The sequence below is a fragment of the Streptomyces sp. NPDC059455 genome, assembly GCF_042750115.1.
Classification (GTDB): Bacteria; Actinomycetota; Actinomycetes; order Streptomycetales; family Streptomycetaceae; genus Streptomyces; species Streptomyces endocoffeicus.
On the sequence record NZ_JBHYVB010000179.1, the window covers coordinates 2,234 to 24,072 of the forward strand.

20 protein-coding genes and 1 pseudogene are annotated in these 21,839 nt (G+C 72.2%); 13 read left to right on the forward strand and 8 right to left on the reverse strand.

All coding sequences use genetic code 11. The features are described from left to right. Nucleotides 1-281: 281 nt before the first annotated feature. Nucleotides 282-605: pseudogene (locus tag ACFXB5_RS41085) on the forward strand (signal peptidase II); the annotation flags it as partial. Nucleotides 606-756: 151 nt separating this feature from the next. On the opposite strand, the gene ACFXB5_RS41090 reads toward ACFXB5_RS41085, so the two are convergent. The 6 genes from ACFXB5_RS41090 to ACFXB5_RS41115 form a co-directional block, all read right to left on the reverse strand. Then, a complete protein-coding gene (locus tag ACFXB5_RS41090; RefSeq protein WP_385218476.1) occupies nt 757-1,350 on the reverse strand; it encodes a zf-HC2 domain-containing protein in 594 nt (197 codons plus the stop codon). Continuing rightward, entirely contained in the window at nt 1,347-1,892 is a 546-nt protein-coding gene (locus ACFXB5_RS41095) for an RNA polymerase sigma factor (protein ID WP_037955421.1), read from the reverse strand. Before ACFXB5_RS41095 ends, ACFXB5_RS41090 begins: the two co-directional genes overlap by 4 nt. A gap of 133 nt (nt 1,893-2,025) precedes the next feature. Continuing rightward, the gene (locus ACFXB5_RS41100; RefSeq protein WP_385218478.1) at nt 2,026-2,838 is read right to left on the reverse strand and encodes a zf-HC2 domain-containing protein; all 813 of its coding nucleotides are present in this window, start codon (nt 2,836-2,838) and stop codon (nt 2,026-2,028) included. Continuing rightward, nucleotides 2,835-3,431: a sigma-70 family RNA polymerase sigma factor gene (locus tag ACFXB5_RS41105; RefSeq protein WP_201852541.1), complete on the reverse strand. Its 597-nt coding sequence runs from the start codon at nt 3,429-3,431 to the stop codon at nt 2,835-2,837. Before ACFXB5_RS41105 ends, ACFXB5_RS41100 begins: the two co-directional genes overlap by 4 nt. Before the next feature lie 181 nt (nt 3,432-3,612). Beyond that, nucleotides 3,613-4,659: a rod shape-determining protein gene (locus tag ACFXB5_RS41110; RefSeq protein WP_385218480.1), complete on the reverse strand. Its 1,047-nt coding sequence runs from the start codon at nt 4,657-4,659 to the stop codon at nt 3,613-3,615. 303 nt (nt 4,660-4,962) lie between these two features. After that, nucleotides 4,963-6,648, reverse strand: a complete 1,686-nt coding sequence (locus ACFXB5_RS41115) for a bifunctional 3'-5' exonuclease/DNA polymerase (RefSeq protein WP_385218481.1) — start codon at nt 6,646-6,648, stop codon at nt 4,963-4,965. A gap of 318 nt (nt 6,649-6,966) precedes the next feature. Between ACFXB5_RS41115 and ACFXB5_RS41120 the strand changes: the two genes are divergently transcribed. Together ACFXB5_RS41120 and ACFXB5_RS41125 are read left to right on the forward strand one after the other, a co-directional pair. Then, complete coding sequence (locus ACFXB5_RS41120) at nt 6,967-7,200, forward strand: DUF397 domain-containing protein (RefSeq protein WP_262704809.1); 234 nt, start codon at nt 6,967-6,969, stop codon at nt 7,198-7,200. A 62-nt stretch (nt 7,201-7,262) separates the two neighbouring features. Then, entirely contained in the window at nt 7,263-8,555 is a 1,293-nt protein-coding gene (locus ACFXB5_RS41125) for a site-2 protease family protein (RefSeq protein ID WP_385218503.1), read from the forward strand. Here ACFXB5_RS41125 and ACFXB5_RS41130 read toward each other — a convergent pair. Continuing rightward, entirely contained in the window at nt 8,470-8,958 is a 489-nt protein-coding gene (locus ACFXB5_RS41130) for an ATP-binding protein (protein ID WP_385218483.1), read from the reverse strand. The genes ACFXB5_RS41125 and ACFXB5_RS41130 overlap by 86 nt on opposite strands. A 305-nt stretch (nt 8,959-9,263) precedes the next feature. Here ACFXB5_RS41130 and ACFXB5_RS41135 point away from each other — a divergent pair, with 305 nt between their 5' ends. From ACFXB5_RS41135 to ACFXB5_RS41165, 7 genes are all read left to right on the forward strand, one after another. Next, complete coding sequence (locus ACFXB5_RS41135; RefSeq protein ID WP_385218485.1) at nt 9,264-10,127, forward strand: helix-turn-helix domain-containing protein; 864 nt, start codon at nt 9,264-9,266, stop codon at nt 10,125-10,127. A 90-nt stretch (nt 10,128-10,217) separates the two neighbouring features. Continuing rightward, nucleotides 10,218-11,675: an aldehyde dehydrogenase family protein gene (locus ACFXB5_RS41140; RefSeq protein ID WP_385218486.1), complete on the forward strand. Its 1,458-nt coding sequence runs from the start codon at nt 10,218-10,220 to the stop codon at nt 11,673-11,675. A gap of 169 nt (nt 11,676-11,844) precedes the next feature. Beyond that, nucleotides 11,845-12,414 (forward strand): DinB family protein, encoded by a 570-nt coding sequence (locus ACFXB5_RS41145; RefSeq protein WP_385218488.1) that lies wholly within the window; start codon nt 11,845-11,847, stop codon nt 12,412-12,414. 70 nt (nt 12,415-12,484) lie between these two features. Then, nucleotides 12,485-13,114 carry a PadR family transcriptional regulator gene (locus tag ACFXB5_RS41150; RefSeq protein WP_201852533.1) on the forward strand — a complete coding sequence of 210 codons (630 nt, stop codon included), beginning with the start codon at nt 12,485-12,487 and terminating at the stop codon, nt 13,112-13,114. A 148-nt stretch (nt 13,115-13,262) separates the two neighbouring features. Further along, nucleotides 13,263-14,261 carry an ATP-binding cassette domain-containing protein gene (locus ACFXB5_RS41155; protein ID WP_385218490.1) on the forward strand — a complete coding sequence of 333 codons (999 nt, stop codon included), beginning with the start codon at nt 13,263-13,265 and terminating at the stop codon, nt 14,259-14,261. Then, a complete protein-coding gene (locus tag ACFXB5_RS41160) occupies nt 14,258-15,043 on the forward strand; it encodes an ABC transporter permease (protein ID WP_385218492.1) in 786 nt (261 codons plus the stop codon). Before ACFXB5_RS41155 ends, ACFXB5_RS41160 begins: the two co-directional genes overlap by 4 nt. A gap of 74 nt (nt 15,044-15,117) precedes the next feature. Further along, the gene (locus tag ACFXB5_RS41165; RefSeq protein WP_385218494.1) at nt 15,118-16,815 is read left to right on the forward strand and encodes a hypothetical protein; all 1,698 of its coding nucleotides are present in this window, start codon (nt 15,118-15,120) and stop codon (nt 16,813-16,815) included. A gap of 427 nt (nt 16,816-17,242) precedes the next feature. Here ACFXB5_RS41165 and leuE read toward each other — a convergent pair whose 3' ends face one another. Beyond that, nucleotides 17,243-17,992: a leucine efflux protein LeuE gene (gene leuE / locus ACFXB5_RS41170; protein WP_385218496.1), complete on the reverse strand. Its 750-nt coding sequence runs from the start codon at nt 17,990-17,992 to the stop codon at nt 17,243-17,245. 144 nt (nt 17,993-18,136) lie between these two features. On the opposite strand from leuE, the gene ACFXB5_RS41175 reads away from it, so the two are divergent. The 3 genes from ACFXB5_RS41175 to ACFXB5_RS41185 all read left to right on the forward strand — a co-directional run bounded on the left by ACFXB5_RS41175 (nt 18,137) and on the right by ACFXB5_RS41185 (nt 21,697). Then, nucleotides 18,137-18,895, forward strand: coding sequence for a MerR family transcriptional regulator (locus ACFXB5_RS41175; RefSeq protein ID WP_385218497.1), 759 nt, complete (start codon nt 18,137-18,139; stop codon nt 18,893-18,895). 216 nt (nt 18,896-19,111) lie between these two features. Continuing rightward, nucleotides 19,112-19,819 carry a DedA family protein gene (locus ACFXB5_RS41180; RefSeq protein ID WP_385218499.1) on the forward strand — a complete coding sequence of 236 codons (708 nt, stop codon included), beginning with the start codon at nt 19,112-19,114 and terminating at the stop codon, nt 19,817-19,819. 171 nt (nt 19,820-19,990) lie between these two features. Beyond that, on the forward strand, nt 19,991-21,697 hold the full coding sequence (locus ACFXB5_RS41185) for a threonine/serine exporter ThrE family protein (protein WP_385218501.1): 1,707 nt from the start codon (nt 19,991-19,993) through the stop codon (nt 21,695-21,697). Nucleotides 21,698-21,839 lie beyond the last annotated feature (142 nt).

The window sequence follows — 21,839 nt, forward strand, 5'->3', positions numbered from 1 at the left end:
ACAGAGCCCGCATCCCGGCGTGGCCACGCCGCGCGGGCCCGCCGGCCGGCCCGCCGGCGGCCCCTCGTCTTGGGTTTTCCCCGGATGGGAACGTGTGTTTTTCCCCGGAAGGGAAGCGGGGCGGCTGCCCGGCGGGTTTCCTTCCCGGGCCGCGGACCGCGCCCGCGGACCGGCCCCCACCCCCAGGGAGGCCGATGATGAAGCTCCACCCGGCGACTGGCCGGCTGCTCTTCCCCCTGGTCGCGCTCGCCGTGATCGTGGCCGATCAGCTGAGCAAGGCGATGGCGCTGGCCGCCTGGAGCGGCACCGCGGGGCCGCAGGCCCGGTTCGGGCCGTTCTGCGCGCTGCTGGTGCGCAACACCGGCGTGGCCTTCGGCCTGGGCCAGAGTCGGCCCGCGCTGATCGTGGTGATCACGCTCGCGGGCGCGGTGGCCACGCTGGGCGCGGCCGGTGCCGGGCTGCGGGTCCGTGGCCGGGGCGCGGCGCTGGGCCTGGGGCTGATCGCCGGGGGAGCGATGGGCAACGGCGCCGACCGGATGATCCGGTCGCCGGGCCCGCTGCGCGGCGCCGTCATCGACTGGATCACGCTGGACGCCCGCGGGCCGGTCTTCAACCTCGCCGATGTGGCCCTGATCACCGGGACCCTGCTCACCGCGGCCCTGCTGCTGCGCAGACCCTCGCGGGCACGCGACCGGACCGCCGTGCTGTCCGGTCCCGGCACGGGCGCCCCGGGCGCGGGGCTTGATCCGGTGGCCGTCAGCCTCCCGCCTTGTGCACCGCGCCCTGATCGGCGTCCCGATCCGCCCCCGGCGCCGTCCCGGGGACCGTCTCCGTCGGCATCGCCTCGGCCGGCATCGCCTCGGCCGGCATCGCCTCGGCCGGCATCGCCTCGGCCGGCATCGCCTCGGCCGGCATCGCCTCGGCCGGGATCGTCTCGGCCGGGATCGCCTCGTTCGGCATCGCCTCCGGCGGCACCGTCTCCGTCCCCGGGATCGGCTCCTGCGGCGCCCCCTCCGTCCCCGGCTGCTCCTGGCTCTCCTGGCTCTCCCGGCTCTCCCGCTCCGCGAGGGACTCCGCGAAGTCCCTGAGCCGGTCCAGCACCGCCTCGTCGATCGTCGCGCGGGCGGCCAGCGCCTCGCTGATCCGCTGGTAGACGGCGAGCTCCCGGGCGCAGCGGTGGCACTCGGCCACATGGGTGCGCACCCGGGCCGCGGCCGGGGCGTCCAGCTCCCCGTCCAGATACGACTGGAGCATCGGCGCGCCCAGGGGACATCGTGTGGTCCGGAGCCGTCCGGTGGTCTGCGTGGTCCCCGTGGTGGGTGTGGTCCGCCACCATGTCCATCTGCTCATGCGCCACCTCGCTCCGATTCCACTCCCGCGGCCAGCAGCTGGTTCCGGATCCGCTTGCGCGCCCGGTGCAGCCTGCTCATCACCGTCCCCTTGGGGACGTCCAGTACCTGTGCGGCCTCCGCGTACGACAGCCCGTCCACATGCACCAGCCGCACCACCTGCTGGTCCCGCAGCGGAAGCGCCGTGAACGCGGCGTCCACGGCCTCGTCGAACGTCGTGTCCACCACCAGCTCCTCCGGTGTCGCGTCCCGGGCCGGGACCAGCCGCTCCAGCTCCGTGTCCGGGTCGTCGAGCAGCCGGGGCCGGCGCTGGCGGCGCCGGCTGACCTCCGCGTGCCGCATGATCGTCAGCAGCCAGGCCCGTGGATGTCTCCCGTCAAAACGGCCGACTGCCCGGTACGCCCGTAGTAACGTGTCCTGCACGAGATCCTCGGCGTCGGCTCGCTGGGTGGTCAGTGACATGGCCACGCGCAGCAGCACCTCGACCTCGGGCAGCACATACTGAGCGAACATGCGCTGCTGATGGGCGTCCGGGTCAGCCACGGGGTGCCTCCTCGGATCCGGACCCCCCGGGGACGCGAAGCACGACATATCACACTCTGTGTAACATCTCGCTCACCGCGCCGCATGGGTTGATCGGCGATCCGAGTGGCAGGTCAGACGTTCCGGTGGCAGGTCAGACGTTCAGGGAGACCAGGCGCTTTCCGTCGGTCGTACGGACCTCGAAGCGTTCGATGTCGGAGCGCTTCATGCCCGCGCCGCCGTGCGCCCACAGCGGACCTCTCGCCTCCGCCTTGGGGCTGTCCTCGATCCCGTAGCCCCACTCGGGCACGGACCAGGTCATCATCGTCTGCTCATGGCCGTCCTTGGAGACCGCGATCAGACTGCAGTCCAGCGGGCCCTTGAGGTTCTTCAGCCGGAGGACGGCGTCGGTGCCCCACATCTTGTCCTCCAGCGCGACCGCCGCGTTCACCTTGGTGTCCGGGTCGGTGTCCTGCACCTTGTCGGGCATCCCCTTGAAGAGGACGCTCTCGCTGGGGGCGGCCGAGACGGAGCTGTCCGAGCCGCCGGAGGTGACCGCGATCGTGCCGACCGGGCCGCCGACGATCAGCACGGCCGCCGCCGCGACCAGGTAGAGACCGCGCCGCCGCCGCTTGGCGCGGGACGCCGCGACCTCGCCGACCATCCGGTTGAACAGGGCCGGACCGGGGCGCGCGGTGAGGGTCTCGATGGCGTTGGGAGTGGCGCTGAAGGCATGCGGAGTGTGGCCCGTGAGCTGGGTCCGCCCGGGGCTGCCGTGGATCCCGGGGATGTCGGTGGCCAGATCGGCCAGCAGCGGTTCCAGTCCGGTCAGCTCGTCCAGCTGCCGTCCGCACTGGTCGCAGCCGGCCAGATGCTCCTCGAAATAGGTGGCGTCCGCCTCGTCGAGCACGCCGAGCACATACGCGCCAACGGCGTCATGTCCCGGGTGGTGCGTCTGCGCTGTCATGCCGTTACTCCTCTCTCCTCGAGCGCGAGCTTCATCGAGCGCAGCGCGTAGAAGACCCGGGACCGTACCGTCCCGCTGGGTATGCCGAGGGTCTGGGCCGCCTCGTTGACGGTCCGCCCCTTGAAGTAGGTCTCGACCAGCACCTCGCGATGGGCGTCGCTGAGATCCTGCATCGCGTCGGTCAGGGTCATGAGCCGCAGTGCACGGTCGATCTCGTCCTCCGCGGGCATGAGTTCCAACGGGGAGGGGTCGACCTCCTGCGGCCGGGCCTGCCGGCTGCGGTGTCCGTCGATCACGATCCGCCGGGCGACGGTGACCAGCCAGGGCCGGATGGAGCCGGTGGCCCGGGACAGCTGGTCGGCGTTCCGCCAGGCGCGCACCAGGGTCTCCTGGACGACGTCCTCCGCACGGTGCCGGTCACCCGCGACCAGACGCAGTACGAACGCGAGCAACGGCCCGGCGTGCTCCTGGTAGAGCGCGCGCATGAGTCGCTCGTCCGGCGTACCACGCCCGGATCTTGACGGACGCTCATCGGCCACGGCGGCGTCGTCGTGCACCTGAACCTCCAGGACCTGACCTGAGTTGGACAACATCAACGGACGACTCCCGGTCTGAGCCCCGGGGGGGATCGGCGGCCATGTCGGCCTCTTCCCCCTTCACTACGCATGGGGGGAGGCCGCCGCTCAACGCGTCACGAAGAATTTCCGATCAGGGGTCAGGGGTCAGGGATCAGGGACCGGGCGGGGCAGAGGTGGGGTACGGGCGCGGAAGGGGTCAGGAGACCATCGCGTCCAGCAGCAGGGGCTGCACCTTGCCGTCGAGCATCGCGCCGAGCCCCTCGACCGCGCAGACGTCGGGGTGGTCGGCGATGGTCAGCGGCATCCCGGTGGCCTCGCGCAGCATCGTGTCGAACCCGGGCAGCACCGCGCTGCCGCCCGCCAGCATGATGCCGCGGTCGGCGAGGTCGGCCACCAGATCGGGCGGGCAGCGGCGCAGCACCGTGCCGATGGCGTCCAGCACCCCGGTGAGCGGGGTGCGGATGGCGGTCCGTACGCCCTCGATATCGATCCGTACGGTCCGGGCGAGCCCCGTGGCCACGTCCCGGCCGTGCACCTCGGTGCTCTGTACGGCCTGGGCACCGTCCGCGCTGCCCACGCTGTCCTTGACGATCAGATGCAGCGGGTGGACGGCCTGGCTGGGCAGCATCAGCGCGTGCTCGTTGCGCAGGTGCTGGACGACGGCGTGGTCCACGGTCTCGCCGCCCACCGGCACTCGCTCGGCGGCCACGATCGAGCCCAGGGACAGGACCGCGACCTGGGTGGTGGCCGCGCCGCACACCACGATCATCGTCGCCTCGGGCCGTTCCACCGGCAGACCGCAGCCCACGGCGGCGGCGATCAGGGTGTCCACCAGCTCGACCCGCTTGGCGCCGATCCCGGTGAGCGTCTCCACGGCGGCGCGCTGGGCGAGCGGGTCGGCGTCGTGCTGGACGCAGACGGCGGCGCTCACCAGCGGACGGCGCCGCCAGGCGCGGCGCAGCTTGTTGCCCAGCAGCAGCCGCAGCATCCGCTGGGCCATCTCGATGTCCACGACGGTGCCGTTGGAGACCGGCCGGACCACCCGGATGTGCGCGGGCGTCCGCCCGGTCATCCGCTGCGCCAGCGTGCCGACCGCGATCAGCCCGCCGGTGTGGGTGTTCACGGCGGCCACGGTCGGCTCGTCGACGATGAGCCCGGTGCGCCTGAGGTAGACGCGCGTCCTGGCCGCGCCGAGGTCGACGGCGATGGAGCAGCGGCGCAGTGCCTCGAGGCTGATGGTCATGGCAGGTCTCCCCTGTGGGCGGCGTGGCGGGCCGCCGCCCGGCGGCCCTCCGCTCTCATCGTGTGGGGACGATCAGGCCCGCTGCCCGTGGGGCTGAGCCGGTCGGGGGAGCGACTGTCCCCTGGGCTCCGTGCGGTGGATCTTCGCGGGCCCGCGACGCCTGGCACGGCGCATCCCCCGGCCCCGGTTGCGGCTGGACCGCTGGGGCCGCGCCCCGCATCGGATGCCGTAAGCCCGGTGCGTCAGCCGCTGATGTCGCGGGCGCGAAGATCCACCGGGGACAGGACCTGGGCCGTGGGCCGTTCACTTCGCGTCCGCGTAGCACTCCACCGCCGCCATGGTGAAGGGGAACCGCACCGGGGTTGGTCCGAAGGCGATCCGGCCGGCCGTCTCGCCCGCCTCGGCGATCGCCTCCCGGACCGCGTCGGCCTCCGCCTCGGGGCAGTGCACGATCACCTCGTCGTGCTGGAAGAAGACGATCTCCGCGCGCAGCCCCGCCCCGGTCAGCGACCGCCGCAGCGCGGCGAGCATCAGCAGGGCCCAGTCGGCGGCGCTGCCCTGCACCACGAAGTTCCGGGTGAACCGGCCCCGGGCGCGGGCGCTCGCCGTGCTGCCGTACGACGGCTCCTCCTGGTCCCGCGGCAGCCCCGCCTCGTCGGCCGTCTCCTCGGCGCCGCCCGCGGGCGGGCAGGTGCGGCCCAGCCAGGTGCGCACCAGCCGGCCCTCCTCACCCGCGCGGGCCGCCTCGTCCACATACGCCACCGCCGCCGGGAAGCGCCGCCGCAGGGCCGCGAGGTGCTTCAGGCCGTCGCCGGAGGTCTGGCCGTAGACCGCGCCCAGCAGCGCCAGCTTGGCCAGGTCGCGTCGGCCGGAGAAGGCGCGGTCGGACAGCGTCGCGTACAGATCCCGGCCGCTGCCCGCGACCTCCATCAGCCCGGGGTCGCGGGAGATCGCGGCGAGCACCCGGGGCTCCATCTGGTCGGCGTCGGCCACCACCAGCCGCCACCCCGGATCGGCCACCACGGCGCGCCGCACCACCTTGGGGATCTGCAGCGCCCCGCCGCCGTTGGTGGTCCAGCGGCCGGAGACGGTGCCGCCGGGCAGATACTCCGGGCGGAAGCGGCCCTCGCGCACCCAGGACTGGAGCCAGGCCCAGCCGTGGGCGGTGTGCAGCCGGTAGAGCTTCTTGTAGCGCAGCAGCGGCTCCACGGCGGGGTGGTCGATCCGCTCCAGCTCCCAGGCGCGGGTCGAGCCCAGGGTGATGCCCGCGCGGGCGAACGCCTTGACGACCTCGGCGGGCAGATCGGGCCGCACCCGGGTGCCGAAGGCGCGCGAGACCTCGTCGGCCAGCTCGACCAGGCGCCGCGGCTCCAGACCGCCCGGATAGCGCTCACCGAGCAGCTCGTCCAGCAGCTCCCGGTGGCGGTCGGCGCGCCAGGGCACCCCGGCGCGCCGCATCTCGGCGGCGATCAGCATCCCGGCCGACTCGGCGGTGGTCAGCAGCCGCATCCGGTCCGGGTGCTCGGCCGCGTCCGTACGGATCAGCTGGCCCGCGTACACCTCGAGCAGCGCGTCCAGCGGATCGGTGCCGGGCGGCAGCGGCGGCGGACCGGGCTCGAACAGCGACGGCTGGCCCCCGGCCGCCCGGGGCGGCGGGTCCTCGGGGACGGGCAGCCCGCGCAGCCGCGCCCAGGCGGCGGCGAGCGAACGCGGTGCGCCCGAGCGCCCCTCATGGCCGAGGAGCAGCGCCTCAGCCGCCTCGATGTCATAGGCCCGCTCGACCCGGGCCCCGGCGGCCAGCAGCCGTGGATAGACCTCGGCGGTGGACCGCCACACCCACCGGTCGGCCTCGGGGCGGGACCGCACGGCCTCGGCGATCCCGCCCTGCTCCGCCGTGACCTCGACGACCGGTCCGGCGGCCTTTCCCTCGGGGTCGAGCGGGCAGAGACGAACACCCCCGTGGTCCGTCTCCGCCGCCGCCCATCTCATGCCCGGGATTCTGGCAGGGGGGTCTGACATCGACGCTGATAGTCAGGTTCCGGTGACGAGGTCCGCTCAACCCGGAGGGGGACCCGGACGTCATTCATGACGACTGCTCTTCTTCACTCCGGGCAGAAGATCCCGGGTGTCGGGTGATCATGCCGATACGCATGGTGCACGTGCATCTGCTTATGCATCTACCTGCGCATACGCAGATGCATTTGCCCATGCATTCGCAAAGGAACGCAGCTATGATCCCGGACAGTTGACAGCTGCACGCATGCACGAACGTGGAGAAGCCCTGTGCGCGACCACCCCTACAACGGCATGGCGGCCGCGGACCTCCGGGGAGTCGTCTGGCAGAAGAGCAGACACAGCAACTCCCAGGGGTCGTGTGTCGAGTTCGCCAAGCTGCCCGGTGGGGACGTGGCCGTCCGCAACTCCCGGTTCCCCGACGGACCGGCGCTGATCTACACCCCGGCCGAGGTCGAGGCGATGCTGCTCGGGGCCAAGGACGGCGAGTTCGACCATCTGGCGCACGATCCGGCAGGTCTGGGCTGATCGCCGCGGACGCGCGACACTGGTAGTGGCGATCGGGGGGACCCGACCCATGTGAGATGGCGATGAACGGCTCGGTCCGCGTCGGACGTGTACTCGGGGTACCACTGCGGATGCACTGGAGCGTCCCGGTGCTGATCGTGCTGCTCGCTTACGGGCTCGGCCACGAGACGCTGCCCGCGTGGACCCCCGGCCGGACCGGTGCGGTCTACGCCCTCGCCAGCGTCGTCGGCGCCGTACTGCTGATGGGCAGCCTGCTGCTGCACGAGGCCGCGCACGCGGTCGCCGCCCGCAGAAGGGGCGTCTCGGTGGAGGACGTGACGCTCTGGGCGCTTGGCGGCATGACCAAGATGGGACGGCCCCGCACCGCCGGGGTCGCGTTCTGGGTGGCCGTCATCGGGCCGCTCACCAGCTTGGTCATCGGCGGTGTCACGGTCGGCGCGGGGATCGGGGTGCGCGCGCTCACCGGATGGGGAGTGCCCACGGCCGTGCTGATCTGGCTGGGCTGGGCCAATCTGCTGCTGGGCGTCTTCAATCTGCTGCCGGCCGCGCCGCTGGACGGCGGACGGGTGGTGCAGGCCGTGATCTGGTGGCGCACCGGGGACCGGGAGCGCGCCGAGCGGGCGGCGGGGCGCAGCGGCCAGATCCTCGGTGTGGTGCTCATCGCCGTCGGCTGGATCTCCTTCCTGCGCGGGAACAACGGCGGGCTGTGGCTCTCGCTCATCGGTCTCTTCATGGTGATCATCGCCAACGCGGAGCGGCAGCGGGCCGGGGTCAACACGGCGCTGCGCGGGGTGCGGGTGGCGGACGCGATGTCGGCGCCGGTCGCCGCCGGGGCCGAATGGCTGACCGTGGAGCGGTTCATCGACGAGGTGGCGGCCCATGCCCGGCATTCGGTGATGCCGCTGCTGGACTTCGAGGGACGGCCGAGCGGGGTCGTCCAACTGCGCGCGCTCGCGTCGGTGCCGGGCGAGGCCCGGGAGGAGCGGCGGGTGCGCGATGTGGCGATACCGCTGGCCCGGTGCACGGTGGCCGAGCCGGATGAGCTGCTGAGCGAGGTGCTGGAGCGGGCGCGTCCGGGGGGCGGCGCGCTGCCGGTGCTGGTGGTGGACCACGGGCAGCTCGAGGGGATCGTCACGATGCACGATGTGAACCGGCTCTTCCAGCTGCACGGCCTGGGCATCACCACGGCCCCGCCGGAGTCCACCCGCCCGTTATGGGCGGTGGCGTTCGTGATGGGCGGTGGCGTTCGGGACGGGCGGCGGCGTGTCCCTACGCGTCGGGGAGCCGGAAGACGGCCCAGACGATCTTGCCGCGTGGGGTGCCCGCCAGCGGCTGCCAGCCCCAGCCGTCCGTGAAGGACTCCACCAGATGGAGCCCGCGCCCGGATTCCTCGCCGCAGCCCGCCTCGCCGGCCACCGGCCCCACCTCGCTGGGGTCGCGTACGGCGCACACCAGCCGTGAGGGGCCGCGCATCAGATGGAGCCGCACCGGCCGCTCCGGCTCACCGGCCGCCGCGGCGCCGGACACAGCGTGCCGGAGGGCGTTGGTGACGAGTTCGGACACGACGAGCGCCACTTCGTCGAGGAGTTCGGACATGTTCCACTGCCGCAGGGTGGAGCCGGTGAACTGCCGGGCACCCTTGACCGCTTCATAGCGGGCGGGTAGGGCGCAGGAGACGGATCCGGAGACGGCGGCGGGATCGATGGCGGCAAGCCCTTGCCACAAGGGTTCCAGCAGGGTCGAACCTTCGCTCCCCATGCGAGCACTCCTGCATCCGTGGCCGTGACGAACTCTGGCCAGATTTCGTACCAGCTAGCACGTGCGCACACCCTATGGTTCCGAATGCGCCCGTCAGATGCAAGGGCAAATGCACGTGCACGCGAGCGGGTTGGTCCGATCCGCGCGGGTTTACAGGGATTTCTGACTCCGTACACTGACGTGCATCATCGGGTTGAGTAACGACGCGCCTACGGCGTGAAGCCCGATCAGTGGCAGACTTCCCCCTCAGGGGCTGCGGGGGCGCCGTTCGCAAGGATGCTTTCCGTACAGGGAGGACCGCGGAAATGGCCGCAGGCGAGTCGAGTGGATCGGTGGTACGCCGCATCCTCCTGGGCTCTCAACTCAGGCGGTTGCGCGAGGACCGCGGCATCACCCGCGAGGCGGCGGGCTATTCGATCCGGGCTTCCGAATCCAAGATCAGCCGGATGGAGTTGGGCCGGGTGAGCTTCAAGGCGCGGGACATCGAGGATCTGCTGACGCTGTACGGAGTCACCGACGACGCGGAGCGCGCGGCGCTGCTCGGACTCGCCCGCGAGGCCAATGTCGCCGGGTGGTGGCACAGCTACGGCGATGTGCTCCCCGGCTGGTTCCAGACCTATGTCGGCCTGGAGGGCGCCGCCTCCGATATCGCCTGCTACGAGGTCCAGTTCATCCACGGTCTGCTCCAGACCGAGGGCTACGCCCACGCCGTGGTCACCCGCGGCCAGCCGCAGGCGTGCTCCGACGAGGTGGACCGGCGGGTGGCGCTGCGGCTGGAGCGGCAGAAGCTGCTGGTCTCCGAGCGCGCCCCGGCGTGCCATGTGGTCCTGGACGAGGCCGCGCTGCACCGCCCGTACGGCGGGCGCGGCGTGATGTCCGCCCAGCTGCGCCATCTGATCACGATCTCCGAGCATCGACATGTGACGCTCCAGGTGATGCCGTTCGCCTTCGGCGGGCACGCGGGGGAGAGCGGGGCGTTCACCCGGCTGCGCTTCCCGGAGTCCGACCTCCCGGACATCGTCTATCTGGAGCAGCTCACCAGCGCGCTCTACCTGGACAAGCGCGATGAAGTCGCGCAGTACGAGCGGGTGTTGGAGCGGCTCAGCGCGGACAGCCTCTCTCCCGAGGAGAGCCGGGATTTGCTCCGGGGGCTCCTTCGCGACGCCTGACCTGTCAGTAGGATGACGTTCTGTCAGGAATACCCCCCACACGTGCGCGGCTGTCGGGGACCGGCACCGCGTCCTGCAGATAGGGATGGCATGTCCTACTTCTCCGAGTTGGCCCTTCAGTTCATCGACGGTGAGTGGCGCGGCGGAAGCGGTTCCTGGGACATCGTCGACTTCAACCCCTACAACGGGGAGAAGCTGGCCTCCATCACCGTGGCGACCGTCGAGGAGGTGGACCTGGCCTACCGGGCGGCCGAGCGGGCGCAGCCGGAGTGGGGCGCCACCAACCCCTACGCCCGGCGGGCGGTCTTCGAGCGGGCGCTGCGGATCATGGAGGACCGGGACAAGGAGCTCACCGAGACGATCATCGCGGAGTGCGGCGGCACCCATGTGAAGGCGGGCTTCGAACTGCACCTCGCCAAGGAGTTCCTGCGCGAGGCGATCCACCTGGCGCTGCGGCCCGAGGGCCGCATCCTGCCGTCGCCGGTGGACGGCAAGGAGAACCGCCTCTACCGGCTGCCGGTGGGTGTGGTCGGCGTCATCAGCCCGTTCAACTTCCCCTTCCTGCTGTCGCTGAAGTCGGTGGCCCCCGCGCTCGCCCTCGGTAACGCCGTCGTCCTCAAGCCGCACCAGAACACCCCGGTCTGCGGCGGCGGTCTCGTGGCCAGGATCCTCGAGGAGGCCGGGCTGCCCGCCGGGCTGCTCAACGTCGTGGTCACCGACATCGCGGAGATCGGCGACGCCCTGATCGAGCACCCCATACCGAAGGTGATCTCCTTCACCGGCTCGGACAAGGTAGGCCGGCACGTCGCCACCGTGGCCGCCTCCCACTTCAAGCGCACGGTCCTGGAACTGGGCGGCAACAGCGCGCTGGTCGTGCTGGACGACGCCGACCTGGACTACGCGGTGGACGCGGCCGTCTTCAGCCGCTTCGTCCACCAGGGGCAGGTCTGCATGGCGGCCAACCGGGTGCTGGTGGACCGGGCGGTCGAGCGGGAGTTCACCGAGAAGTTCGTGGCCAAGGTGGAGACGCTGAAGGTGGGCGATCCGGTCGACCCCACCACCCATATCGGCCCGCTGATCAACGAGGGCCAGGCCGAGGCGATCACCCAGCTCGTCGACCAGACGATCGCCGAGGGCGCCACCGCGCTGGTGCGCGGGCAGACCGAGGGCACCCTGATGGGGCCGACCGTGCTCAGCGGGGTCCCGGAGGGCTCGGCGATCCTCGGCCAGGAGATCTTCGGCCCGGTGGTGACGCTGATTCCGTTCGACGGCGACGACGAGGCCGTACAGATCGCCAATGACACCGACTACGGGCTCAGCGGGGCCGTGCACACCGCCGACATCGAGCGCGGGGTGCGGTTCGCCCAGCGGATCCACACCGGCATGATCCATGTGAACGACAGCACGGTCCACGACGAGCCGATCGTGCCGTTCGGCGGGGAGAAGCACTCCGGTCTCGGGCGGCTCAACGGGGAGTCGATGATCGAGGACTTCACCACCACCAAGTGGATCTCCATCCAGCACGGCCGGAGCCAGTTCCCGTTCTGAGGCAGTGGGAGACGGAGTCCTGAGGCAGCGGGAGCCGGAGTCGATTCGCGGGTTCGCGGACAGAATCGGTTCGCGGGTTCGCGGACAAAAGCTGACCGCAAGCCTTCCTAGCGTGGGGTTCATCGAAGGGGGCCGGACCCGGGCGCCCTCCAGATGAGAGGCGGCAGCCATGCCCGTGATCGTGAACCCCGAGGCCTGTGAGAGCGAGTGCGGCGGGCTGCTGGCGTACCTGGACGCACAGCGCGGCGGCATCCGGCGGTCGGTGTACGGCCTGACCGAGGAGCAGGCCCGCGGCGTCCCCAGCGCGAGCGCGCTCTCGCTGGCCGGGGTGCTCAAGCATGTGGTCACCGGCGAGCGCGGCTGGCTGCGCGTCCTCCAGGGCAAGGCGCCGGGGAACGCCAAGGACCAGATGGCCGAGTGGGAGCGCACCTTCGAGCCCGCCGAGGACGAGACGGTGGAGGCGCTGCTCGCCCTGTACGACGAGGTGGCGCGCGAGACCGAGGAGGCCGTACGGGCCCTGCCGTCGCTGGACGAGACGTTCGAGGCGCTCCGGCTCCCCTGGGACGAGGGCGGCACCCGCACCTGGCGCTGGGCGGTCCTCCACCTGATCGAGGAGGTGGCCCGGCACGCGGGTCACGCCGACATCATCCGCGAGACGATCGACGGCAAGGGCGCCTTCGACCTCGTCTTCGAGACGGGGGCGATGCCGGAGCCCGACTGGTCGATCCTGGAGCGGTGATCCGCCCGGCCCGCCGACCCCCTAGCCTGGTCATCGCGGGGGTCGGGACCAGGATGGAGACGAGCGGGCGATGTCAGCGATCCGGCTGCTGGTGCTGGGGGCCGTGCGCCAGCACGGGCGGGCGCACGGCTATCAGGTCCGTAACGACCTGGAGTTCTGGGGCGCGCACGAGTGGTCCAACGCCAAACCCGGGTCGATCTACCACGCGCTCAAGCAGATGGCGAAGCAGGGACTCATGCGCGCGCACGACGTCGCGCCGAGCACGGTCGGCGGGCCGCCGCGGACCGAGTACGAGCTGACCGAGGCGGGCGAGGAGGAGTACTTCCGGCTGCTGCGGGAGGCGCTGCTGCGTCATGACCAGAAGATCGACGAGCTGACGGCCGGGGTGGGTTTCATCGTGGACCTGCCACGGGACGAGGCGATCGCCCTGCTCAAACGGCGGGTGGCGGCGCTGGAGGAGTGGCGGGCCGAGGTGACCCGGCACTGGACGCCACCGGACGGCACCCCCGATGAGTGGGGCCATATCGGCGAGATCATGAAGTTCTGGGTGCACTCCGCGGACAGTGGCGCCGAGTGGACCCGTGGGCTCGTCGAGCGGCTCGAGGGCGGGGCGTATGTGATGGCGGGCGAGGGGGAGCGCTCGGTGGAGGTGCTGCCGGAGGGCGTCACCAACCCGTACGCCGCGCCCGGCGCGGACTGAGGCACCACCATGCGGATCGAGGGCGGCTGACGGCCGCCTTCCGCGTTAATCAAGTTTGACTAGATGGAGCTCGGGCAGTACCTTCCGGCGTGCGTAGTCAAACTTGACTACGCGACGCGGAGAAGAGCATGAGGGAGAGGGGAAGACCTTGGCCGACAGCGATCCCGCGATCGTCGTCGAGGGGCTGCGGAAGACCTACCGGGACAAAGAGGCACTCGCCGGACTCGACCTGACCGTCCCGCAGGGCACCGTGCACGCCGTGCTCGGCCCCAATGGCGCGGGCAAGACCACCTGCGTACGGATCCTGGCCACCCTGCTGCGGCACGACGGCGGCCGGGCCGAGGTCGCCGGGTACGACGTGCTGCGCGACCCCGACGAGGTCCGCTACCGCATCGGACTCGTCGGCCAGCACGCCGCGGTGGACGAGGAGCTGAGCGGACGGCAGAACCTGGAGATGTTCGGCCGCCTCTACCAGCTGGGCGGACGCCGGGCGGCGGGCCGCGCGGACGAGCTGCTGGAGCGGTTCGGCCTCGCCGGAACCGGCACCAAGGCGGTCGGCCGGTACAGCGGCGGGATGCGGCGCAGGCTGGACCTCGCGGCGAGCCTCATCATGCGGCCGCGGATCCTCTTCCTGGACGAGCCGACCACCGGGCTCGACCCCCGGGGCCGTACGGAGGTGTGGAACGCGGTCCGCTCGCTGGTGGACGGCGGTACGACCGTGCTGCTGACCACCCAGTACCTGGAGGAGGCGGACCAACTCGCCGACCGCGTCTGCGTGATCGACGGCGGACGGGCCATCGCCGACGGGACCGCCGACGAACTCAAGGCCCGGCTCGGCGGGGACCGCATCGAGGTGGTGCTGCGCGACGCGGGCCAACTGACCGCCGCCGCCTCGGTCGTGTCCACGGCCACCGGCGCCGCCGAGGTCGAGACCGACCCCGACCGGCGGCGGCTCGGCGCGCGGGTCACCGACCGGGTGGCCGCGCTGACGGAGACCGTAAGGGCGCTGGCGGCGGCCGGGATCGAGGCGGAGGACATCGTGCTGCGCCGCCCCACGCTCGACGAGGTCTTTCTGCACCTCACCGGGAAGCCGGGCACGGTGGACACGGCCCCGGCGGACACCGCCGAGGAGGAGACCCTCGTATGACGACCGCGACCCTCATCGACTCCTGGACCATGACCCGCCGCGGACTCGCCCACTGGGCCCGGCAGCCCGTCCAGGTGGCCGTCCAGCTGGTCTTCCCGGTGATGATGCTGCTGATGTTCGCCTACTTCCTCGGCGGCGGGATGACCGTCCCGGGCGGCGGCGACTACAAGGACTACCTGGTGCCGGGCACGTTCGCGCTCACCATGGTGTTCGGCCTCGAAGGGACGATGCTCGCCATCACCCAGGACCTCAACAAGGGCGTCATCGACCGCTTCCGCTCGATGCCGATGGCCCGCTCGGCGGTCATGGTCGGGCGCAGTGTGCTGGACATGCTCCAGTCGGCGCTCGGGCTGCTCGTCCTCCTCGGGGTCGGGCTCGCGATGGGTTGGCGCTGGCACGGCGGGTTCGGCGACGCGCTGCTCGCCGTCGGGCTGCTGCTGTGGCTGCGCTTCGCGATGCTGTGGCTCGGCATCTTCCTGGGCATGGCCGCCGGGCGCCCGGAGATGGTGCAGGCCGTACAGATCCTGGTCTGGCCGGTGGGCTTCCTCTCCAACGTCTTCGCCTCGCCCGAGACCATGCCCGACTGGCTCGGCGCCGTCGCGGTCTGGAACCCGATGTCGGCGACGGCCACCGCGATCCGCGAGCTGTTCGGCAGCCCCGGCGGCGGTGGTGACTCCTGGGCGGCGGACCACGCCCAACTCCTCGCCGTCTGCTGGCCGCTGGCGCTGATCGCGGTCTTCCTCCCGGTCGCGGTGCGGCGTTACGGGAGGCTCAGCCGCTGACGGCGGCCCCGGATCCGGATGCCGCGCCGGTCACACCTCCACCGGTCGTCGCCGGTTGCGGATACGGTGCAGGTATGGGGAACGACAGGTCGGGCACGGGGGTGGAGACGGTGAGCGGGCCCGGATACGCCCTGCTGCTCGCCGCCGGTCCGGCCGGCAAACAGCGACTGATGGACGCGGCCGCCGCGCTGCCCCAGCTCGCCGCCGTGCCACCGGCGGCGCTGCTGGGCACGCCCGGCGGCGCCAGCGTCGTCCAACTCGTGGACCCGGCCGACCCGCAGACCGTACTGACGCATCTGCGGACCGCCGCCGCCCACCCGGGCCCGGTGCTGGTCCATCTCGCGGGCCAGCTCACCCTCGACGCCAAACAGCGGCTGCCGCACCTGGCGTTGGCCCGTACGACGCCGAGGACCGCCCGCTACACGGCGCTGCCCTGGCACTGGCTGGCCGCCGAACTCGGCCGGCGGCCGCCGGGCAGCACCGTCGTGGTCGCCGACCTGGTGGCCGACGAGACGGCCTGGCCACCGCTGAGAACCGCCGGCCCGTCCGCCCTCGCGGCCGGACTGACCCTCTACGGCACGGTGGCACCCGCCCCGCCCAAGCGGCAGCTGGCCACGCCGGACTACAGCCGGGCGCTCGCCGGACTGCTGCGGGCCGCCGCCGAACGCCCACCACTCGCGCTTCTGCACCAGCGCGCCGCCCTGGAGGCCGGGCTGGGCCCCGGCCCCGAACTGCTCCTGGACGGCGCCGGGTCGGGCGAGCCGTACGCGCCCCCGGACGCCGCCCCATGGGCTGGGCAGACGGGGCAGAGCGCACCGCTCGGGGCGACCGGGGCAACTGGACCGGTCGGGGCGGCTGACCAGGCCGGGCCGCCCGGGCAGGCCATATCGGCTGGGCAGACCGGAGAAATCCGGCCGACCGGGCAGACCGGGGCAGCCGACCGGGCCGGAGCAACCGGGTCGAGCGGGTCGAGCGGACCGAGCGGACCGAGCGGATCGAGCGGGTCGAGCGGGTCGAGCGGGTCGAGCGGGTCGAGCGGGTCGAGCGGACCGACCGGGTCGAGCGGGTCGAGCGGACCGAGCGGACCGAGCGGACCGAGCGGGTCGAGCGGACCGGTCAGGCAGGCCGGACCGGTCAGGCAGGCCGGACCGGTCAGGCAGGCCGGACCGACCGGGGCAGCCGGGCCGGTGGCGGCCGCGCCGCCGCCCATGCCGCCGGGCCCTCCCGAATCGTTCCTCCCCGCCGACCCCCGGCCGGCGCCACCATCACTGCGCCCGCCCCAGCCGACGCACGCTCCCCTGCCTCCGCCGCCCGGGTGGGCGCCCGTGGCCGATCCGCTCGCCTCGACGCACGCGGCGATATTCGAGGCGGCCAACGCGGGGCGGCACAGCGAGGCGGCCTCGATGGCGGCCGCCTGGGAGCAGGAGGCGCTCCGGACGGCCGGTCCCCGGTCCGACGACGCGATCCACTGGCTGGAGGTCCGCGCCGATCTCTCCCGTATCGCCGGGGACCCGGCCCGCGCCTGCGAGCTGTGGCTCGCGGTGGCCGACGCGCGGCTGGGCAACGGGGAACCGGCCGAGCACCCCGAGGTCGAGGGGGCCGTGGACCGGGCGCACCACCAGTGGCAGTTCGTGGCGGACCGGGTCAGGGCCGGTGCCCTCGCCCCGCTGCTGATCGAGCTGCGGGGCCGGGTGCCCGGCCGCAGACCCGGTGCGCTGGAGGCGGTCCGGCGCCGGGCCGAGCTGCTCCGGGCCCCGGCCCGGACGCGCTGACCGCCGTCGCCCCGGGACCGGACGCGCTGACCGATGCCGTTCCCAGGCCCGGAGACACCGGGCTCAGTGGTGGAACGCCTTGACGGCCTTCCCCATGGGGCGCGGGCTGTGACCGCGGCTCCGGCAGCGGCGACCCCAGGTCGCCCAGGAAGAGATCGGCGAGGTTCTCCGAGAAGCCGTGGCGTGAACGCGAACACCGGCAGCTGATCGCAGGGCTGAGCATGGTGAAGTCCCCGAACGCCTCGATCCGCTTGGCGAGCGAGCGAGCGCGCCACATCGCGGGTCGGCTGCTGGACGGCGCGGTAGCCCTCCCGGCCCAGCCGTACGAAGGTGTAGTACTGGGCGGCCACCTGGGAGCCGGGGCGGGAGAAGTCGAGCGAGAACGTGGGCATGTCGCCGTGCCTCGCCTCGCCCTACCGCGTCACAGCTACCCCGCGCTGCTGAGCGACAGCTTCGCGGCGAAGCCGAGGAACGCCGTGCCCGCGGCTGCCGAGAGCCCCGCCGTCAGCCGCCGGCGCCGCCGGAAGGTGGCCGCCAGATACGTACCGCTGAAGATCAGCACCGACAGGTAGGTGATGCTGAACAGCTGAGCCCAGGCGCCCAGCGCCACGAAGGACAGCGCGGGATGGGCGTAGTCCGGATCCACGAACTGCACGAAGAAGGAGATGAAGAAGAGGATCGCCTTCGGGTTCAACAGGCTGATGACCAGCGCCCGGCGGTACGGGCGCTCGCCCTCCGCGGACCCCAGGGCCGTACCCACGGCCCCGTCCGCGCCCCGCGTCCCGTCCGCGCCCCGCGTCCCGTCCGTGCCCCGAGCCCCGTCCGCGCGCCGCGCCTTCGCCGCGCTCCGGGCCGCCTCCGCGGTCCCCGGGCGGCGGCGCCACAGCGCCCGCGCCCCGCGCAGCATGCCCACCGCCAGCCAGGTCAGATAGCCCGCGCCCGCGAACTTGACCACCGCGAAGAGCATCGGGCTCGCGTGCAGCAGCGAGGCCACCCCGCCCGCCGACAGCGCCATCAGCACGGCGTCGCCGCAGAGCACCCCGGCCGCCGCCCGATAGCCGGTACGCGGGCCGCGGCGGGCCGCGACCGACACCACATACAGCGAATTGGGGCCCGGCAGCAGGATGATCAGGGCCAGACCGGCCAGATACGTCGAAAGATCGGTTATCCCCAGCACGATCGGCAGGATGACAGTGGTCCGCCGCGCCGCCCAGTCGGTTTCGCCATCCGGACTTGCACCTCACGCGACGTGAGGGAGCACCGTGGAACCCGTACCGAACAGGTGGAACCCGTACCGAACAGAAGGAGAGCGGATTCGGCCATGAGCTATTCCGTGGGACAGGTGGCGAGCTTCGCCGGCGTCACGGTGCGCACGCTGCACCACTACGACGAGATCGGGCTGCTGCGCCCCGGCGCCCGAAGCGCGGCCGGGCACCGGCGTTACGACGACGCCGACCTCGACCGGCTGCAACGGATCCTGTTCTACCGGGAGCTCGGCTTTCCGCTCGAGGAGGTGGCGGTGCTGCTCGACGACCCGGACATCGATCCGCAGGCCCACCTGCGGCGTCAGCACCAGCTGCTGTCCGACCGGATCGAGCGGCTGCGGAAGATGGCCGCCGCCGTCGAACGAGCCATGGAGGCGCGGAAGATGGGCATCAATCTGACCCCCGAGGAGAAGTTCGAGGTCTTCGGGGACGCCGACCCGGAGCAGTACCAGGAGGAGGTGGAGCAGCGCTGGGGGAACACCGAGGCGTACCGGGAGTCCCAGCGCAGGGCGGCCTCGTACACCAAGGAGGACTGGAAGCGGATCCTGGAGGAGGGGGAGGACATCAACAACCGCTTCGTCGCGCTGATGGGCGCGGGCACTCCGCCGGAGTCCGAGGCGGCGATGGACCTCGCCGAGGAGCACCGGCAGTGGATCAGCCGCAACCACTACGAGTGCGGCCTTGAGATGCACACCTGCCTGGGCCGGATGTATGTCTCGGACCACCGCTTCACGGAGAGCTTCGACAAGGCCGGGCCGGGGCTGGCCGGCTACCTCCGGGACGCGATCCTCGCCAACGCGGAGCGGCACGACTAGGGGCATCCCTGGGCGGGGCGACCAAGATTCCCGGGCGGGGCGACCCGGATCCCTGGGCGAGGCCGCCGAGGGCGGGCCACCTTCGCGGTGGGAACCAAGGGCACGCACACGGCGTTGATAGCTTTGGGCGGCACACTGCGAAGAACACTCAGTCCGCCCCGAACCTGCGGCCGGGCCTCGCACGAGCCTGCATTCCTCGACCCAGGAGCCTCACCCGTGAACACCCTCGCGCTCGGCCCTCAGTGGCTGGACCCGGACTATCTGATCGAGACCTTCGGTCTGCTCGGCGTTCTGGCCATCGTTTTCGCGGAGTCCGGCCTGCTCATCGGCTTCTTCCTGCCGGGCGACTCGCTGCTGTTCACCACCGGCCTGCTGGTGACCACCAATGTGATCAAGCAGGATCTGTGGCTGGTGTGCGTGGCCGTGGCGGTCGCCGCGATCGTCGGTGACCAGGTCGGATATCTCTTCGGCCGGAAGGTGGGGCCGTCGCTCTTCCGGCGCCCCGACTCCAAGCTCTTCAAACAGGAGAACGTGGAGAAGGCGCATGAGTTCTTCGAGAAGCACGGGCCGAAGTCGCTGATCCTCGCCCGCTTCGTGCCCATCGTGCGGACGTTCACGCCGATCATCGCGGGCGTGAGCCGGATGAACTACCGCTCGTTCATCATCTTCAACGTCATCGGCGGTGTGCTGTGGGGCACCGGCGTCACCCTGCTCGGCTCGGCGCTCGGGAAGGTCGACTTCGTGCATCAGCACATCGAGCTGATGCTGATCGCGATCGTGCTGCTGTCGATCGTCCCGATCGTGATCGAGTTCCTCCGGGCCCGCGGCAAGGCGAAGAAGGAGGCCGCCGCGCAGCCGGAGCCGCAGGGGCCGGCCGCGGGTTCCCCCACCCAGGGGCCGCGCGGGCGCCACGCCAAGCGCTGAGCGGTCGCCAGGCGCTGAGCGGTCCTTTCACCAGGCTTCACATCCCCCACACACCGCCCCCACCTCACACTCGGCGGTCACCGCCCCGCACAATGGGCTCCGGTGGCCGCCGATGTTGCATCCTTGGCTGCTGGGAAAGATACGGGGAGGGCTGGTGAGGAGCGAGAAGACGTGAGGTCGGACCGTCAGCAGATGCCGCGTGCCGCGAGCGCGGCGGAGACGGACACGGGGGAGCAGCAGAAGCCGCTGTCCGACGAGGCGCACAGCGCCTTCACCCCGCCCCTGGGCATACCCTTGCCGCCGCCGCCCGAGGACGAGCACCCGACATCGGAGTTCGCCGTCCCCGACGGACTGACGGCGGAAGCCCACGCCGAGCCCGAGGGCTCGGCGTTCGTGCCGCCCCCCGGGGTGAAGACCCCCTCGAACAACCAGACCACCGGCGGCTTCCCCGTCATCACCCCGCCGAACGGCTTCCCCGTCGTCCGGCTGACCAAGGACGCTCCCTGGCAGGACCGGATGCGCACGATGCTGCGCATGCCGATCAGCGACCGCCCGACGCCCGAGCGGATCGAGCGGCAGGACGATACGGGCCCGGCCGTGCCGCGTGTGCTCGACCTCACGCTCCGCATCGCCGAGCTGCTGCTCGCGGGCGGTGAGGGGGCCGAGGACGTCGAGGCGGCGATGCTCGGCGTGGCGCACGCGTACGGGCTCGACCGCTGCGAGCCGACCGTCACCTTCACCCTGCTGTCGGTCAGCTACCAGCCCTCGCTGGTCGACGACCCGGTCACCGCCAGCCGGACCGTGCGGCGCCGGGGCACCGACTACACCCGGCTGTCCGCGGTCTTCCGGCTCGTGGACGACATCACCTCGCGGGACGACTTCACGCTGGAGGAGGCGTACCGGCGGCTCGCCGAGATACGCCGTAACCGCCACCCCTACCCCGGCTGGGCGCTCACCGTGGCCGGCGGCGGGCTGGCCGGCGCGGCGAGCATGCTGGTCGGCGGTGACTGGCCGGTCTTCTTCGCCGCGGCCCTCGGCGCGATGCTCGGCGACCGGCTGGCGTGGCTGGCCTCCGGGCGCGGGCTTCCGGAGTTCTACCAGTTCGTGGCCGCGGCGATGCCGCCCGCCGCGATCGGGGTGGCGCTCAGCCTCGCCGACTCCGGGCTCCAGGCGTCCGCCGTGATCACCGGTGGGCTGTTCGCCCTGATCCCGGGGCGGGCGCTGGTCGCGGGCGTCCAGGACGGGCTGACCGGCTACTACATCACCGCGGCGGCGCGCCTGCTGGAGGTCGGCTATCTGATCGTCGGCATCGTCTGCGGGGTGCTCACGGTGCTCTACGGGGGCCTCCAGCTCGACGCCAAGCTCAACCCGGAGGCGGCGCTGCGCCATGTGGAGCGGCCGTACATCCAGATTCTGGCGGCGATGCTGCTCGCGCTGACCTTCTGCATCCTGCTCCAGCAGGAACGTCACACCGTGCTGTTCGCCACGCTCAACGGCGGGGTCGCCTGGGTGGTCTACGGCGCGCTGGCCGACACCGCCAACGTCCCGCCGGTGGCCGCCACGACCGTGGCCGCCGGGCTGGTCGGCCTCTTCGGCCAGCTGCTCTCGCGGTATCGATACGCCTCGGCGCTGCCGTACGTCACGGCGGCGATAGGGCCACTGCTGCCCGGTAGCGCGACCTACTTCGGGCTGCTCGCGCTGGCCCAGGGCAACCTGGACCGTGGCATTCCGCACCTCACCCAGGCGGCGGCACTGGCCCTGGCGATCGCCATAGGGGTGAACCTGGGAAGCGAGGCCGCGCGCCTGTTCCTGAAGATGCCCGGTGCGGACAACGACCCCTCCGGCCGTCGCGCCGCCAAGCGCACGCGGGGCTTCTGACCGAGGGCCGGGGGCCGGGGGCCGGGGGTCGAAGCCCGGGGCCGAGGGCCGGGGCCGGGGGCCCGGGGCGGGCGTCCGCGGCCCGGCGAGCCGCGCCCCCCGGGGGGGGAAAGGCGCGGGGCGGGGGGCGCCCCGCGCGGGG